The organism is Arthrobacter oryzae (assembly GCF_030812315.1).
In the GTDB taxonomy this organism is placed as follows: domain Bacteria; phylum Actinomycetota; class Actinomycetes; order Actinomycetales; family Micrococcaceae; genus Arthrobacter; species Arthrobacter oryzae_B.
Genome location: NZ_JAUSSM010000007.1, coordinates 126,555 through 142,478, shown reverse-complemented (window position 1 = coordinate 142,478; position 15,924 = coordinate 126,555). Strand labels below are relative to the sequence as shown.

Genomic DNA, 15,924 nt, shown 5'->3' with positions numbered 1-15,924 from the left:
CCTTTGCATGACGGAGCGTAATGCCAATCAAGCTCAGCGAAATCCTGAAACACTCCACCCTCATCGCCGCTGATCCCGTGATCCGCGCCGGCGCGGCCGCAGCGGCCAGTACCCAGTTGCGATGGGTCCACTCCAGTGAGGTTTTGGATATAGCCCCCCTACTTAGCGGCGGCGAGCTTCTTCTCACCGGCGGCGATGCATTGGCTACGGCATCGGATGGCCGCCGGGTGGAGTACGTCCGGCAGCTTGCCGCCCGGGGCGTGGGTGCCCTGGCAGTGGAAACCGGCCAGACCCTGGCAGCCATTCCGTCGTCGATGGTCCAGGCGGCGGAAAGCGCCGGGCTTCCCCTGATTGAATTCCGCAAGGTGGTGCCCTTTGTGGGCATCATGCAGGCCATCAATTCGATGCTCGTCAGCGAATCGGTGGCCCACCTGCGCCGCGCCGATGAGGCCAGCCACGCCATGGCTGTTGAACTGGCCCACGGAAGCAGCCTCGACCAGATCCTGGCAGTGCTGGCCGGAATCATTGACGCGACGCTGGAGCTCTCGTCGGTGTCCGGCGTGACTCTGGGCAGCGCGGGACCGGGCAGCGCCGGCCCTGACGACGCAGGTGCGGGCACGCAGCCGGCGGGCGGCTCCACGGCAGGCGGCTCCACTCCGGCAGGCGGCTCCACTCCGGCGGGCGGCTCCGGGGCAGGCGGCTCCGGGACAGACGAAAGGCCCGGACAGGAAGCCGGGCCGGGCGCCGGGCCGGGCGCTGACGGCACGTTGATCAGCATCGACGTTCCGGTCCGCGGTGTTCCCTCCGCTAGGCTGGCCATCAGTGTCCCGCACGGTGCCGACGTCAACCTGGCGCGTGTTGCCGGGGGGCGCTGCATTGACATCCTGTCGCTGGCGCTGCTGCAGCGGATGCCGCCCGGGCTGAAAGAGGTGGCAGGGACCGCGCTCCTGCGGGCTATCAGCTCCGGCAGCCAGCCCTGGCGGCTTCAGCAGCTCTCTCCGGCTGCCGGGATCCCGCCTTCCGCGACGGTCGTCGCCGTCGTCGTCAGGACTTCCACCTCGCAGCAGCTGCGCGCGGCAATGGACAAAATCCTGAAACGGTCCGCCCAGCAGAGCGCCAGCTACGTGGACAACGCGGAGCTTCTGGCCCTTGCCGCCCTTCCCTTCGACGGGGCGGCAGCCGCGCGGGCCGGGCTCGTGTCGGCGTTGCGGGAGTTGCCGGTTGAGGCCGGAACCATGACGGCCGTGGGTCCCCTGGCGGCCGGGATCGAAAACGCACCGTGGTCCCTGTCCGAGGCGAAGTGCGCCCTGGATCTTGCCGGGAAGGGTTCGCTCCGCGCGGCGGCGCGGCCGCTGTCGGAAACCGAAGGTGTGGTGCTCGACGTCGAACACCTCGCCGTGGAGCGCCTGGTGGCGCAGCATCTGGACCAGGGCGTGCGGCAGGACTTTGTCCGCCAGCAGTTGGGACCCGTGCTGGAGCACGACGCACGGCGGAACTCGCAGCTGCTTGCAACGCTGGCAACCTGGCTCGACTCCGGCTGCAACACAGCTCAGGCCGCCCGGGAACTACACGTGGAACGGCAGTCGATGCACCACCGCCTGCAGCGGATTTTCGAGCTGTGCGGCGGCGATCCGCGGGGAACGGGCCGGCTCGCTGCGCTGCACCTGGCCACCCGGCTGGCCGCGCTGTAGCCAGGCGGGAAGCTGTAGCCAGGCGGGAAGCTGCAGCCAGGCGGGAAGCTGCAGCCCGGCCGGAATACAGGACGCTCTCTCACCTTTCGCAACAAAAACAGGGACGCTCTCTCACTTTCCCCAAGGAAGTGAGAGAGCGTCCAGGCTTAGGCGGCGGGAAGTGAGAGAGCGTCCCGTCTAAGGCGACAGGAAGTGAGAGAGCGTCCCGGTGGGCCGCGGGGGTAGGTTAGCGGAGCACCACTGTCCTGTTGCCGCGGAGGACGACCCGGCCTTCGCAGTGCCAGCGCACGGCGTTGCTGAGCGCCTTGCACTCGGTATCGCGGCCGGCGGCGACGAGGTCCTCCGGACCGTAGGTGTGGTCCACTTCGACGGTCTGCTGCGAAATGATCGGCCCTTCGTCGAGCTCGCCGTTGACGTAGTGCGCGGTGGCGCCCACGGTCTTCACGCCGCGGGCGTAGGCCTGGTGGTACGGTTTGGCGCCCTTGAAGCTGGGCAGGAACGAGTGGTGGATGTTGATCGCCTTGCCGTCCAGTTTCCGCGTCAGGCCATCGCTGAGGACCTGCATGTAGCGGGCCAGCACCACGAGTTCGACGTCGAACTCGTCGATAAGTTCCAGCAGCCGGCCCTCCGCCTCGGGCTTGGTGGCGGCGGTGACGGGCACGTGGAAGAACGGGATGCCGTGCCATTCCACGAGTGCCTGGTGGTCCGTGTGGTTGGAGACCACGGCCACCACATCAACGGGCAGTTCGCCGATCCTGGCGCGGAACAGCAGGTCATTGAGGCAGTGCCCGAACTTGGACACCATGATCAGGACCCGGCGCTTGGAACCCTGCGGCTCCAGCCGCCAGCTCATCCCGAAGCGGTCAGCCACCGGGGCAAAAGCGGCCCGCAGGGTGTCCGCGGTGGAGGCATCGCCGTCGGACGCGAAGTGCACCCGCATAAAGAAGTGCCCTTCGGAGCGTTCGCCGAACTGCTGGTTGTCGATGATGTCGCAGCCGTGTTCCAGCAGGAAGCCGGAGACGGCGTGGACGATGCCCGGCGACTCCCGGCAGTCGAGCGTCAGGACATGCTCCACGGTGGTCGCGGAGGGACCGGTAAAGGTTTCAGTCTCGATGGAAGTCATGGCTCAGCATTCGATGACGTTCACGGCGAGGCCCCCGCGGGAGGTCTCCTTGTATTTGGTTTTCATGTCCGCTCCTGTCTCACGCATGGTTTTGATGGCTTTATCCAGCGATACCTTGTGGCTGCCGTCGCCGTGCAGCGCCAGGCGGGCGGCGTTGATGGCTTTGACGCTGGCGATCGCGTTCCGTTCGATGCAGGGGATCTGCACCAGGCCGCCCACGGGGTCGCAGGTCAGCCCGAGGTTGTGTTCGATGCCCACTTCGGCGGCGTTCTCCACCTGTTCGGGCGTGCCGCCGAGGACTTCGCAGAGGCCGGCGGCGGCCATGGAGCAGGCGGAACCCACCTCGCCCTGGCAGCCCACTTCGGCGCCGGAGATGGAGGCGTTGATCTTGAACAGGATTCCGACGGCGGCAGCGGCCAGCAGGAAGCGGACCACGCCGTCGTCGTTGGCTCCAGGGACGAACTTGACGTAGTAGTGCAGCACCGCCGGCACGATGCCGGCCGCGCCGTTGGTGGGGGCGGTGACGATGCGGCCGCCGGCGGCGTTTTCCTCGTTGACGGCGAGGGCGAAGAGGTTGACCCATTCCATGGCCCGGAGCGGGTCGGTCACGCCGGTGTCCGCCGTTAGGGTCTGGAAGAGCGACGGCGCCCGTCGCCTGACGTTCAGCCCGCCGGGGAGGATTCCTTCCGCGGCGCAGCCGTTGTCCACGCATTCGCGCATCACGGCCCAGAGTGCCAGCAGCTTCTGGCGGAGTTCAGCTTCGCTGCGCCAGGTGAGTTCGTTGGCGAGCATCACATCGGAGATGGACATGCCTTCGCGGCTGCAGATGGCCAGGAGTTCGTCGGCGGTGGTGAACGGGTAGGGCAGGACGGTGGCGTCGGCCACCACCTGGTCGCCGGCGTCGGCGTCGCCGTCAACCACGAAGCCGCCCCCAATTGAATAGAAGCTCCGTTCGCTGAGGACCGCGCCGGTGTGGTCGAGTGCCCGGAAGGTCATGCCGTTCGGGTGGGCGGGCAGTGATTTGCGGCGGTGCAGCACCACGTCCTCGTCCCAGTTGAAGTCCACCCGGTGGTGCCCGCCGATCCGGAGTTCGGCGTCGAGGGCGGCCGCGGCCACCTGGTCATCAGCGGTGGAGGTGTCCACGGTTTCCGGGTCCAGGCCCTGCAGGCCCAGCACCACGGCCTTGTCGGAGCCGTGGCCCCGGCCGGTGGCACCGAGTGATCCGAACAGTTCGGCCTGGACCCCGACGGTGGTGCTCAGGTGTCCTTCGCTTTTGAGCCCGTCGGCGAACAGTTTTGCTGCCCGCATCGGGCCGACCGTGTGTGACGACGACGGCCCGATGCCAACGGAAAACAGGTCCAGGGCGCTAAGTGCCATTAAGGGACCTCAGGGGAGGCGTATTCCCTCATGGCATCCAGGAGCCAGCGGCCCAGGAAGTCCGCGAACGAGGCCCGGGGGAACAGCCGGAAGCTTTCCTCGCCGGTCTTCCACAGGGTGACCGGGATGTTGCCGACCTCCGTGGAAAGCGCCGTGCCGGGCTTGAACTTGCGGGGATGGAGGTCCAGGGCGCAGCCCTTCTCCAGCACCGCCCGGGCCCGCGGGCCGGAGAGTTCGTACGTGGTGCGGTTGGCGGAGAGGTCCACCACCTGGCCCGGAGCGTCGCCCAGGGCGGAAGTGAGGGAGCCGATCAGGTCTCCGCCCAGGGAGTCATGGGCTTCCTCCGCTGCCACGACGAGGAACTCGGACGGTCCCAGCCAGAGGACGCTGACACCTTCCCTGCCGGCCACCTCCCCGCAGCGGACCGGCAGTCCGCCGGTGACGGAGGCGATCCGGGCCCCTTCCTCGGAGCTGGGGTCGACGCGGACGCCGGCCATGGTCTGGAAGGGGCCTTCCTTCAGGACGACCTTTCCCGGGACGGAGCCGGTCTCCAGCGCTTCGGCCAGGTGCGAGGCCGGGCTGCGGCGGATGTCCCGGAGTCCATTGATGCCTGTGAGTGCTGTGGTGTTAGCCATCTTTGCGGGTCCCTTCGGGGTCAAAAAGTACGGTTTCGGCGACGATGACGTCGACCAGCTGGTCGCCGGCGGCGGCCACGAGGGTCTCGCCGATGCGGTTGCGGCCGTTCTTGATCAGCGCCAGGGCGAACGACCTGCCGAGCGCGGCGCTGTGGTAGCTGGAGGTCACGAAGCCCTGCATCGGGACGGGCCCGTACGCGGGGTTGGTGGTGATCCCCTTTTCCACGAGCTGGGTGCCTTCGGGCAGCCGCAGCGTTCCGTCCACGGGAAGGACGCTGACCAGGTGCTTGCGGTCCTCGCGCCGGGCGTCGGCCCGGGCGTAGGAGCGCTTGCCGATGAAGTCCTTGGCCTTGGAGACCACCCATTCCATCCCGGCGTCCTGCGGGGTGACGGTGCCGTCGGTGTCCTGCCCGACGATCGGGTAGCCCTTTTCGGCCCGGAGCACGTGCATGGTTTCGGTGCCGTACGGGGTGATGTTGAATTCGGCCCCGGCCGCGGCCACGGCCTCCCAGGTGTTCAGCCCGTACCAGGACGGCACGTTGATCTCGTAGGCCAGTTCGCCGGAGAAGGAGATCCGGCAGACCCGGGCGCGGACGCCGGAGGCGAGGGTGGTTTCACGGAAAGTCATGAACGGGAAGGCTTCCGCCTCGAGCCCGCCGCCGGCGGCGAGTTCGGGTGCCACTTTGGCGATGACCGCACGGGATTTGGGCCCGACGACGGCGATGGTGGACCACTGTTCGGTCACCGAGGTGCAGTGCACGTCCAGTTCCGGCCATTCGGTCTGCAGCCATTCCTCCAGCCAGTCCAGCACCTTCGCGGCGCCGCCGGTGGTGGTGGTCATGAAGAACCGGTCCTCGTCCAGGCGCAGGGTCACGCCGTCATCGAAGATCATGCCGTCCGCCATGCACATCACGCCGTAACGGGCCGAACCCGGGGCGAGCTTCTTGAACGCGTTGGTGTAGATCCGGTTGAGGAACTCACCGGCGTCCTTGCCCCGGATTTCGATCTTGCCAAGCGTGGTGGCGTCCATGAAACCCACGGACTCCCGGACGGCTCCGCACTCGCGCAGCACGGCGGTGTCCATGTCCTCCCCGTCCTGCGGGTAGTACCAGGGCCGCTTCCACTGCCCCACGTCCTCGAACAGGGCACCCTGTGCCACGTGCCAGGGGTGGATCGAGGTGACCCGGGCGGGGTCGAACAGCTCGCCGCGCTGGCGTCCGGCGAGGGCCGCGAAGGCCACGGGGGTGAACGGCGCCCGGTAAGTGGTGGTGCCGATGTCACCGATCCCCCGCGACGCCTCGCCGGCGGTCCGGAGGGCCGCGGCGATGACGCCGATCGCGTTGACGCCGGAGGTCTTGCCCTGGTCGTTCGCGGTGCTGATGGAGGTGTAGCGCTTGATGTGCTCCACAGACCGCATCCCGGCCCCGGTGGAGCGCAGGACATCGGCCACGGACTGGTCCCGCTGGAAGTCGACGAAGTGGTGGTGCCAGTCATCCGGTGTGCCGGCCTGTCCCGGGACCAGCCACAGCTGCCGGGTCGGGGCAGACGCCTTCGGCCCGTCAAGGACCAGAGGAACGATAACCCCATCTGAATTTTCCGGGCTGAAGCCCGCCGCGATCGCCGCCGAGGCCCCGGCCGAGATGCCCTCGGCAAGGCAGTCAACGAGGTCGAAGCTGCCGCGGCCGGAGCCGACAATCTGCTGGTTCGGGACCACGGTGCTCGGCACGAACGCCGCCAGGTCATCGTCCCAGCGCAGCTTGCCCTGCCGCTGCGAGTGCAGGTGCACCAGCGGGCTCCAACCACCGGCAACCGCCAGCAGGTCGCAGGCGATCTCTTCGATGCCGGAGGTCAGTTCGCCGTCGTCGTTAATGCTACGGACGGTGACGCTCTCAACACGGCCGTCGGCGGCGCCGGAGGCGGTGTTGGCCACGGCGCTGCCGATCAGCACCCGGGTCCCGGCTTCAACGGCGGCAGCAGCCACCTCGGTCAGCTTGGGGCGGGCGTCGACGACGGCGGCGACCCTGACCCCGGCGGCCCGCAGGTCCGCGGCCAGGGCGTAGGCGCTGTCGTTGGTGGTGCTGATGACCACCCGCTGCCCCGCGGCGACGGCGTAGCGGTTAAGGTAGCTGCGGACGGCCGAGGCGAGCATGATGCCGGGGCGGTCGTTGTTCTCGAAGACCAGCGGGCGTTCGTGGGCGCCCGGAGCCAGCACCACCTGATGGGCACGGATATGCCAAATCCGCTGCCGGGACACCCCGGGAGCGGCCGGGCTGGACAGATGGTCGGTGCGGTTCTGGACCGCGATGACGTAGTTGGCGTCATAGGCGCCGAAAGCCGTGGTGCGGTTCAGGACGGTGCATTCGGCCGCCGAGACGAGCTCGGCTTCGACGTCCGCCACCCATTCCAGGGCCGGCTTGCCCTCGATGCTCTCGGCCAGGCCGGGGGCCGTGGAACCGGACAGCAGCGCGCCGCCCAGTTCGGGCTGGTCGTCCAGCAGCATCACCCGGGCGCCGGTGCGGACGGCTTCGCGGGCCGCGGCGAGGCCGGCTGGTCCGCCGCCGATCACCAGGACGTCCGTGTGGACGTACTTCTTGTCGTACTCGGCCCGGTCCTCCTCCGGATCCAGCCGGCCCAGGCCGTTCAGCAGTTCCGCCTTCAGGCCGTCCACCAGGGTGACGGTGGTGGCAGGGAGCATGGACTCCGCCACGTGGCCCGGGAAGCGCGGGAAGATCTTCACCAGCGCGTTGGGTTCCTCCACACCGGCGGCCATGATCCCGCGGGGCCGGTCCTCGTACAGCGAGTTGCCGGCAGCGACCCGGCCGTTGGCGAGCAGCGCCGAAGCGATCGTGTCGCCCGGGTGTCCGGTGAATTCCTCGCCGTCCACGGTAAAACGCCAGGAAATGCTGCGGTCGATGCGTCCGCCGGCGGCGAGGCGGGCGTTCTGGGAAGTCACTTGGTTGCTCCTTCCGGGGCAGTGGTGCCGGACTGGGTGGTGCTCGGGGCCGTGCTTGGGGCGGTGCTGGTGGAGGTGATGCTGGTTGCCGCGATGCTGGGCGCCGCGGACCCGGTAGTGGTGCTGTCAGCGGCGGTGCTGGCAGTGCCGGACTCAGGTGCCGCGGCGGCCTTGTCCGGCCGGGGCGCACCCATCGGGTAGATCGACTGGATGTCATAGGTGACCGTGTCACGGAGCATGTTGAACCACTGGCGGCAGCCGGTGCTGTGCAGCCAGCGCTCGGCAAAGATGCCCTTGGTGTTGTCCCGGTAGAACAGGAACTCGGCCCATTCGCGGTCGTTCAGCCCGCTCGGGTTCTCCGGGTAGGGTACGTGGGCCTGGCCGCCGTAGTGGAACTCGGTCTCGTCGCGGGAGCCGCAGTTGGGGCATGAGATAAGCAGCATGTGCGTCTTCTTTCTAATGGACCGCTGGCTAGTGGGCGACGGCGGCTGCGCCGTGTTCATCGATCAGGGCCCCGGTTTCGAAGCGTTCCAGCGCAAACGGCCTGTTCAGCTCGTGCGGGGTGCCGGTGGCGATGGTGTGCGCGAACGTCAGCCCGGCAGCCGGCGTGCCCTTGAAGCCGCCGGTCCCCCAGCCGCAGTTCACGAACATGTTCTCCACCGGCGTGGTGCCCACGATCGGGGAGGCATCCAGGGTCGTGTCCACGATCCCGCCCCAGGTCCGGAGCACATGCGCACGGGCAAAAATCGGGAACAGTTCGACGGCCGCGGCCATCTGATGCTCGATCACGTGGAACGAACCGCGCTGGCCGTAACCGTTATAGGAGTCCACGCCGGCACCCATGACCAGCTCGCCCTTGTGCGCCTGGGAAACGTAGACGTGCACGTGGTTAGACATCACCACCGTGGGGTGGACCGGTTCGTGCAGTTCAGAAACCAGCGCCTGCAGCGGGTGGGACTGGATAGGGAGCCGGAAGCCGGCCATTTCGGCCAGGACCGAGCTGTGCCCGGCAGCGCACAGGCCCACCTTCTCGGTATTGATCGTGCCCCGGTTGGTCTTGACACCCACCACACGGTTGCCGTCCTTGACGAAACCGGTGACCTCGCAGTTCTGGATGATGTCCACACCCAGCTCATCGCACTTGCGGGCGAAGGCCCACGCCACATGGTCATGCTTGGCGATACCCGCCCGCGGCTGGTACGTGGCGCCCATAACGGGGTAGCGGATATTGTCGCTGATGTTCAGGATCGGACACAGTTCCTTGACCTGGTCCGGCTCCAGCCACTCAGCGTCCACGCCATTGAGCTTGTTCGCTCCCACACGCCGGATGCTCTCACGGACATCACCGAGCGTGTGGGCCAGGTTCATCACACCCCGCTGGCTGAACAGGAAGTCGTACTCCAGCTCCTCCGGCAGGACTTCCCAGAGCTTCAGGGCATGCTCATAGATAGCCGCGCTCTCGTCCCAAAGATAGTTGGACCGGATGATAGTGGTGTTCCGGGCCATGTTGCCGCCGGCCAGCCAGCCCTTTTCCAGGACGGCGATGTTAGTCATCCCATGGTTCTTCGCCAGGAAATACGCCGTGGCCAGACCATGCCCGCCCCCGCCCACAATCACCGCATCATAGGAAGACTTAGGCTCCGGATTGCGCCAGAGAAAATCCGGGTGCTCCGGAAGCTGTTGGTTGCTCACTGGGCTGCTCCAATCATGTCTGTTTCAAAGGCGGCAATCTCATCGCCGCTGTCGTCCTGGGAAAGATGCGGGTAAAGCGGGAATTGATCGGCAAGGGCCGTGACGCGTGCGCGGAGTTCGACGGCGATATCCTCGCTGAGCGATCCGCCGTCGGTGTCGCCGCTGGTCGCGGCAGCGATGAGCGCCGTCGCGATGATGTCCGCCACTTCGGTGAATTCCACCGCGCCAAAGCCGCGGGTGGCGAGGGCGGGGGTACCGATCCTGAGGCCGGAGGAAACCATCGGCGGGCGGGGGTCGAACGGCACGGCGTTCCGGTTGACCGTGATGCCGATCCGGTGCAGCGCGTCTTCGGCCTGCTGGCCGTCCAGTTCCGAGTTCCGCAGGTCCACGAGGACCAGGTGGACGTCGGTGCCGCCGTTGACCACGGAGATGCCTGCCGCGGCGACGTCGTCGTGGAGGAGCCGTTCGGCCAGCAGCTTGGATCCCTGCAGGACGCGTTCCTGGCGTTCCTTGAATTCCGGGGTGCCTGCCAGCTTGAATGCCACGGCCTTGGCGGCGATGACGTGCTCCAGCGGGCCGCCCTGCTGGCCGGGGAACACGGCACTGTTGATCTTGCGGGCGAATTCCTCCTTGGCGAGGATGACTCCGCCGCGCGGACCGCCAAGGGTTTTGTGCGTGGTGGTGGTGACGACGTCGGCGTACGGCACCGGGTTCGGGTGCAGCCCTGCTGCCACCAGGCCGGCGAAGTGCGCCATGTCCACCATCAGGTAGGCGCCCACCAGGTCCGCGATCCGGCGGAACTCGGCGAAGTCGAGCTGCCGGGAGTAGGCGGACCATCCGGCGACGATCAGTTTGGGCCGGTGCTGCAGGGCCAGCGCCTCGACCTCGGCCATGTCCACGCGGAGGTCTGATTCACGCACGTGGTACGGGACCACGTTGTAGAGCTTGCCGGAGAAGTTGATCTTCATGCCGTGGGTGAGGTGGCCGCCGTGGGCCAGGCTCAGGCCCATGATGGTGTCGCCCGGGTTCAGCAGGGCGAACATGGCGGCGGCGTTGGCCTGGGCGCCGGAGTGCGGCTGGACATTCGCAAATTCGGCGCCGAACAGGGCCTTGACCCGGTCAATCGCCAGCTGCTCGATCACGTCAACGTGCTCGCAGCCGCCGTAGTAGCGCTTGCCGGGGTAGCCCTCGGCGTACTTGTTCGTCAGGACCGAGCCCTGCGCCTCCATGACGGCAGACGGGGCGAAATTCTCCGAGGCGATCATTTCCAGCGTCGACTGCTGGCGGCCCAGCTCATTGTTGATGGCCTGCTGGACCTCGGGATCGACTGCGGAAAGTCGCTCGTTCAACTGCTCAACCACGGATGCTCCTTTTGAAATACTATTGCTGCAAAACTAATATATTAGTGAGAGTGCAATGGTATGATTGAGATCACAGCAGAGTCAAGAGCTGAACGAAAGTGGCACGAAGCTTCCGCTTGGAAGTTTCGAACCTGCAGCGAAGAACGGAGCGGCGCCTTGAATGCACTTCTTGCCCTGCCTCAGACGGAAGACGAGGCACCGTCACAGGCGGAGGCCGCCTACCGGCAACTGCGCGACAAGCTGATCATGCTCGAAATACGGCCCGGAGAACCCCTCAATGACGGGCAGTTGGCCGCCGAGCTCGGAGTTGGGCGCACTCCCGTGCGTGAGGCTATCAAGCGGCTGGAAGTGGACCACCTGGTCATTTCCTATCCGCGCCGCGGAACCTTTGCCACCAATGTGGATTTCACGGAACTGGCGGATGTCTCGGAAATCCGGGAACTGCTGGAGCCGCTGGCTGCCCGCCGTGCTGCCAGCAGGGCAAGCGGGAGCATGCGGCAGGAACTGCTGCACGTGGCCGACGCCATCGCGCAGCTGGCCCCCGGACAGGGGGAGTCGCGCGACCTCATGCGCTACGACCTGATGGTGCACCGGCTGATCTACAGGGCGGCCGCCAACCAACATCTGGAAAGCACCTTGATCCGCTACGACAACCTGGCAACACGCATCTGGTGCGTGGTCCTGGACAAGGTGCCCTCAGTCAGGGGCCACATCACCGAACACGTGGAGCTGCTCAAAGCGGTGGCGGCCGGCGACGCCGACAAGGCGGGCGAGCTGGCCCTGCACCACGTGACAAGCTTCGAAGAGACCATCCGAAAGGTCCTCTAAGAGGCTCCCCCTTCAACGCTCTCTCACCTTTCGCAACGAAAGCCGAAACGCTCTCTCACCTTTCGCAACGAAACCCGAAACGCTCTCTCAGTCGTGAGAGAGCGTTTCGCCTCAGGCGGCGGGAAGTGAGAGAGCGTCGCAGAAAAACCGGCAGGAAGTGAGAGAGCGTCCTGAAAGGGAAGAATCCCCCGGCCATGAACTCCAGCCCAGGGGATTCTTCGTTCAACCGGATCCTGCCCGCTTTGCAACCGGCGTACGGCTGCGCCAGCGCCTCGGCAATACCGGCGACTGGCAGCCTACCGGCCGCCTCCGCCGATCACCCCGCTTTCCACGGCCTTCGTGACGGCGTCCGCCTCGGCCTGCGTGAGCTTGCCGTCGGTGACGGCCTGGTCGAGCCTGGTCTTGAGCGCGGCCGCGCGTTCGGCCTGGCCGGCCGCGCGGATTTCCTCGAGGGCCGCGGTGACCTTGGGCTCCTCGACGCCGAGCGACTCCGCCAGGGACTTGGCCAGCGCGGCGTCCGTGGCGGAGCGGTCCGGCCTGGTGTTTTCGGCTGGCGCAGTGCCTTCGGCCCGCGCAGTGCCTTCCGCAGGCTTGTTGGCTTCCCGGAAGGCCTGGATGGCTTCCGTCACTTTGGCCTCCTCGACGCCAAGCTTGGTGGCCAGGTCCGCGGCGAGCTGGCCCCGGTCGCCGCCCTTGTGGCCGCCGCGCTTTCCGTTGTCAGTGGCTGCGGAGCCGGCGGTGGATCCGTCGGTGGACCCCGTGCTTTCGGCCGATGCGCTGGCACTCGGGCTTGGGGTCTCGGCCGCCGAAGCCATCCCGGTGACTCCCAGTCCGGCACCTAGCGCCAATGCCCCGGCCGAAAGGCCAAGCGTGATTCTCTTCATGCGTGACATCTGATGTCTCCTCGATCCGCCGTCTGAAACGGCCCTTTGGGGAAGAACGGCCGGTTCGCACCGTCCTTCACTCAAAGATGCGGCGCCAAGATATGGCGCTGCTGTTCGGATCCTGTCGGCATGCTGTGAATGCCGCCCCGGAAGGTCAGATCACGCGTTGTTGCGCCTGAGGAAACTGCGGCTCAGCCGTTTCTCTTCCAGCTCTTTGGCCACCTCATGTTTAGCAGCAGCAATCCCAGCAGGAGTGAGTCCACGGTCATGATGGCCGCCATGAGGTAAGCCCAGCCGATCATCATGAGTTGCTCACCCCCGACCGGGAGCGCGAAGTGCGGGGGTGCAGCTGAATGCCCATGACAATCTCCTGACGTGGATCCCCCCAGTCAATCGATAGTCCACCAAGTGTGGCATGGCGTTGGTGCGGAGGGAACGGCCTCCACTACTCGAATCCTGCGCTGAAAATCACCCGCCAGCGCATCGGACACTTGCTCCGCCCCGGAAACGCAAAGCGGCGGCCCGCACCAAAAGTGCGGACCGCCGTCGTGCGCTCCAACCGCGGGCAAAACACGCGGCCCCAGCGAGGGAAGTACCCTGCTAGATGATCGCGGCGCGCAGCTCCTTGGCGGCAAGGGCGGGATCGTCCGCGCTGTAGATGGAACCGCCGACGACGGCGACGTCCGCGCCCGCGCGCTGCACGGCGTTGATGGTGGAGATGTTCACGCCGCCCGCCACGGAGAACGGAACACGGGCTTCCTCGCCGGCGCTGAGCAGGACGTCCAGGTTGTAGCCCGGCTTAGCCTGCTCGTCGAGTCCGGCGTGGAACTCGATGAACTTGGCTCCCAGGGCGCGGGCTTCCTTGGCGCGGGTCACCTTGTCTGCGACGCCGATCAGGTCAACAACGATGCCCTTGTTGTGGGCCTTCGCCGCCTTGACCGCCCCGGCGATGGTGCAGTCGTCGGCGCTGCCGAGGACTGACACCAGGTCGGCGCCGGCGCTGAACGCGATCTCGGCTTCCAGCTCGCCGGCGTCCATGGTCTTCATGTCTGCAAACACGGTCTTGTCCGGGTGGGCGGTCTTGATGGCTGTCACGGCGGACAGGCCGGCGTTCTTCACCAGCGGCGTTCCGAGTTCGATGATGTCCACGTATTCGGCAACTTTGCCGGCGAGTTCGAGGGCGGCTTCGACGGTCAGGACGTCCATGGCGACTTGCAGTTTCACGTGTGTTCTCTTTTCGTTGGGTTAAGGGTTTCGGTGGGATCGGGGTGGATGGCTGCGGGTTCTATTCGAGGTTCGCGTGGCGCTGCCAGAGTTCCTCGGCGGCCGCCGCGTCCTCGTCCCAGAGGCTTTGGAACACCGCTTCGGTAGTGGCGAACAGCACCTGTTCAAAGAGACTGCCCGAATACTGCCGGGACAGGGCCGAGCCGTGGTCCGTCTTTTGGGCGGCCGGGATGAGTACGACGGCGGCAGCAACTGCCGCGAGCGGGGAACCGGAGTTGGTGGTGTAGGCAGCAACCCGCGCGCCCTGGCCGGCCGCTGTTTCCGCCGCCTTGACGACGCCGGCTGTGGTGCCGGAACCGGAGGCTGCGAGCAGGAGGTCGCCTGCACGGATGGCGGGCGCCGTCGCCTCGCCGACCACATGCACGGTCAGGCCCAGATGCATGAGCCGCATGGCCGCCATTTTCAGGACAAGGCCGCTGCGTCCGGCGCCGGTCACGAAGATCCTGTCAGCCAGCCTGACCTCGGTCACCAGGGCCGCGACCTGCGCCGGGTCGACGCGCTGGAACACTTCACTGATTTCGTCCTGGACAAGGACCCGGTTGCGGCTAAAGGCCCGGGACGTGTCGGCCAGTGCTGCCGAATCGGCTTCTGCGATGACGCTCATGGGCGGGTACCTCCTTCGGGAAAGTTGTTACCTATTCATCCTCGCCTGCCTGCTGGGTGGGTCGAACGGCATGATCGAACAGTCTTTACTACCCAAAGGGATAGGCAGATTTCCGGAGGGTCGTAAACTGGGCAGGTGGCAACCCTCACCGATGCTCCCGACGTCCGTTCCTCCCCCCGGCCCGACCTGCCCCGGCTTGTTGGCGAAGCTCAGCCGTTACTCGAGGCCATCGCTGCCCTGTCCACGGCTCCGCTGGCCGCCATCGCCCAGCGGCTGCGGGAGGCCACCCTTCCCTACCTGGGCAGCAGCGCCCTGGTCATCTTTACCGAGGACTGCACGGGCCGCCCGCAAAAGAAGGCGGGCGACGAGTCGATCATCAGCCGCGTGTCCATCGCCGAACTGGACCACATCCGGTCGTCGCTGCGCGATGACGACACCGGCGGGGATGCCGGCACGGGCTCCTGGCAGGGCGAAGCGGTGCTCGGCTGCGAGCCGCGCCCCGTCCTTGCCCTGTCCTCCCCGAGTAACGCGCTCCTGGTCCTCGCCGATCCGCAGCCCCTGCCGGACCCAGCCCAGCACGCGGCGGCAGACCGGATGCTCCGGTACCTCTGGACGCTGGCATCCGAGCGGATCCGGGAGAAGGTGGCCGACGCGCCGCCGTCGTACCTCATTGAGTCCCGGGCGGCCTCGGCCGAGCGAGTCAGGGTGACCGCCGAACTGGTGGACCGCCACTCCACCACCCTCGAAACCCTACTGGCCGCATTGCGGTCGCCCGCGCTGGGCGACGACGCAGCGCGGAAGTCCGCCACCGACGTCGCTGCCAAGGCACTCGTCGGGCTCCGCACACTCAGCGACCGCACCACGGAACTCGTGGAGGAACCCGTTGCCACCGCGTTCCAGCGCCTCCGCGAGGACCTGAAGCCGCTCATGAACTTCAGCGGCATCGACGTGCAGTTCATCGAACCCCCCGTTAACGGCCGCGCCCTGCCCGGCGAAGTGGCCCACGCGGCCCGGGCGATTGTCCGCGGGCTGGTGCTGGCCATGGTGGACCAGTCCGGTGTTCGCCGGATCCGCACCCAGTGGGATTGCGACGGCGAGAACCTCCTGGTCAACGTCCGCGACGACGGTCCCGGCGAACTGTCCGCGGCGGCACCAACCATGGCCCGCCTCGCCCAGCGCGTCGAAGCCCTTGACGGCAGCATGTCGGTGGACGTAATGCCCGGATGGGGTGCCGACGTCGCCGTCTCACTCCCACTCGACCCGCCCGCCCGCAACCTGGCCGACGTCTCCGACTGGAAGCTCGGCGAGCGGGAACTCGAGGTGCTGCAGCTGCTTGCCGCCGGCCAGCGGAACCGGGCCATCGCGGCGAAACTGCACATCAGCGAGAACACCGTGAAGTTCCACCTGCGCAACATCTACCGGAAGGTTGGCGCCTCCTCCCGCACCGAAGCCATCGCGATGGCCCACAGCAACGGCCTGCGCTAGGCCCAGG

At 67.0% G+C, this 15,924-nt stretch carries 13 protein-coding genes; 3 read left to right on the top strand and 10 right to left on the bottom strand.

What is annotated here, in order from left to right; genetic code table 11:
* Positions 1-20 precede the first annotated feature (20 nt).
* Complete coding sequence (locus J2S97_RS15130; RefSeq protein WP_307050766.1) at positions 21-1,691, top strand: PucR family transcriptional regulator; 1,671 nt, start codon at positions 21-23, stop codon at positions 1,689-1,691.
* A 226-nt stretch (positions 1,692-1,917) separates the two neighbouring features.
* On the opposite strand, the gene purU is transcribed toward J2S97_RS15130, so the two are convergent.
* From purU to glyA, 7 genes are read right to left on the bottom strand one after another with little or no spacing between them, the layout of a single operon-like run.
* On the bottom strand, positions 1,918-2,814 hold the full coding sequence (gene purU / locus J2S97_RS15125; RefSeq protein ID WP_307050765.1) for a formyltetrahydrofolate deformylase: 897 nt from the start codon (positions 2,812-2,814) through the stop codon (positions 1,918-1,920).
* A gap of 3 nt (positions 2,815-2,817) precedes the next feature.
* Positions 2,818-4,191, bottom strand: coding sequence for an L-serine ammonia-lyase (locus tag J2S97_RS15120; RefSeq protein WP_307050764.1), 1,374 nt, complete (start codon positions 4,189-4,191; stop codon positions 2,818-2,820).
* Positions 4,191-4,826 (bottom strand): sarcosine oxidase subunit gamma, encoded by a 636-nt coding sequence (locus J2S97_RS15115; protein WP_307050763.1) that lies wholly within the window; start codon positions 4,824-4,826, stop codon positions 4,191-4,193. Before J2S97_RS15115 ends, J2S97_RS15120 begins: the two co-directional genes overlap by 1 nt.
* The gene (locus J2S97_RS15110; RefSeq protein ID WP_307050762.1) at positions 4,819-7,779 is read right to left on the bottom strand and encodes a sarcosine oxidase subunit alpha family protein; all 2,961 of its coding nucleotides are present in this window, start codon (positions 7,777-7,779) and stop codon (positions 4,819-4,821) included. The genes J2S97_RS15115 and J2S97_RS15110 overlap by 8 nt, the downstream gene beginning before the upstream one ends.
* The gene (locus tag J2S97_RS15105; protein WP_307050761.1) at positions 7,776-8,222 is read right to left on the bottom strand and encodes a sarcosine oxidase subunit delta; all 447 of its coding nucleotides are present in this window, start codon (positions 8,220-8,222) and stop codon (positions 7,776-7,778) included. The genes J2S97_RS15110 and J2S97_RS15105 overlap by 4 nt, the downstream gene beginning before the upstream one ends.
* 28 nt (positions 8,223-8,250) lie before the next feature.
* Positions 8,251-9,471, bottom strand: a complete 1,221-nt coding sequence (locus tag J2S97_RS15100) for a sarcosine oxidase subunit beta family protein (RefSeq protein ID WP_307050760.1) — start codon at positions 9,469-9,471, stop codon at positions 8,251-8,253.
* Positions 9,468-10,832: a serine hydroxymethyltransferase gene (gene glyA, locus J2S97_RS15095; RefSeq protein ID WP_307050759.1), complete on the bottom strand. Its 1,365-nt coding sequence runs from the start codon at positions 10,830-10,832 to the stop codon at positions 9,468-9,470. Before glyA ends, J2S97_RS15100 begins: the two co-directional genes overlap by 4 nt.
* A gap of 156 nt (positions 10,833-10,988) precedes the next feature.
* Between glyA and J2S97_RS15090 the strand changes: the two genes are divergently transcribed.
* The gene (locus tag J2S97_RS15090) at positions 10,989-11,660 is read left to right on the top strand and encodes a GntR family transcriptional regulator (protein ID WP_307050758.1); all 672 of its coding nucleotides are present in this window, start codon (positions 10,989-10,991) and stop codon (positions 11,658-11,660) included.
* A gap of 296 nt (positions 11,661-11,956) precedes the next feature.
* On the opposite strand, the gene J2S97_RS15085 is transcribed toward J2S97_RS15090, so the two are convergent.
* From J2S97_RS15085 to hxlB, 3 genes are all read right to left on the bottom strand, one after another.
* Positions 11,957-12,553 carry a hypothetical protein gene (locus J2S97_RS15085; protein WP_307050757.1) on the bottom strand — a complete coding sequence of 199 codons (597 nt, stop codon included), beginning with the start codon at positions 12,551-12,553 and terminating at the stop codon, positions 11,957-11,959.
* Between the two features lie 591 nt (positions 12,554-13,144).
* Positions 13,145-13,768 carry a 3-hexulose-6-phosphate synthase gene (gene hxlA / locus J2S97_RS15080; RefSeq protein WP_307050756.1) on the bottom strand — a complete coding sequence of 208 codons (624 nt, stop codon included), beginning with the start codon at positions 13,766-13,768 and terminating at the stop codon, positions 13,145-13,147.
* A 61-nt stretch (positions 13,769-13,829) separates the two neighbouring features.
* The gene (gene hxlB, locus J2S97_RS15075) at positions 13,830-14,432 is read right to left on the bottom strand and encodes a 6-phospho-3-hexuloisomerase (protein ID WP_307050755.1); all 603 of its coding nucleotides are present in this window, start codon (positions 14,430-14,432) and stop codon (positions 13,830-13,832) included.
* 186 nt (positions 14,433-14,618) lie between these two features.
* On the opposite strand from hxlB, the gene J2S97_RS15070 reads away from it, so the two are divergent.
* The gene (locus tag J2S97_RS15070) at positions 14,619-15,917 is read left to right on the top strand and encodes a helix-turn-helix transcriptional regulator (RefSeq protein ID WP_307050925.1); all 1,299 of its coding nucleotides are present in this window, start codon (positions 14,619-14,621) and stop codon (positions 15,915-15,917) included.
* Positions 15,918-15,924: the final 7 nt, after the last annotated feature.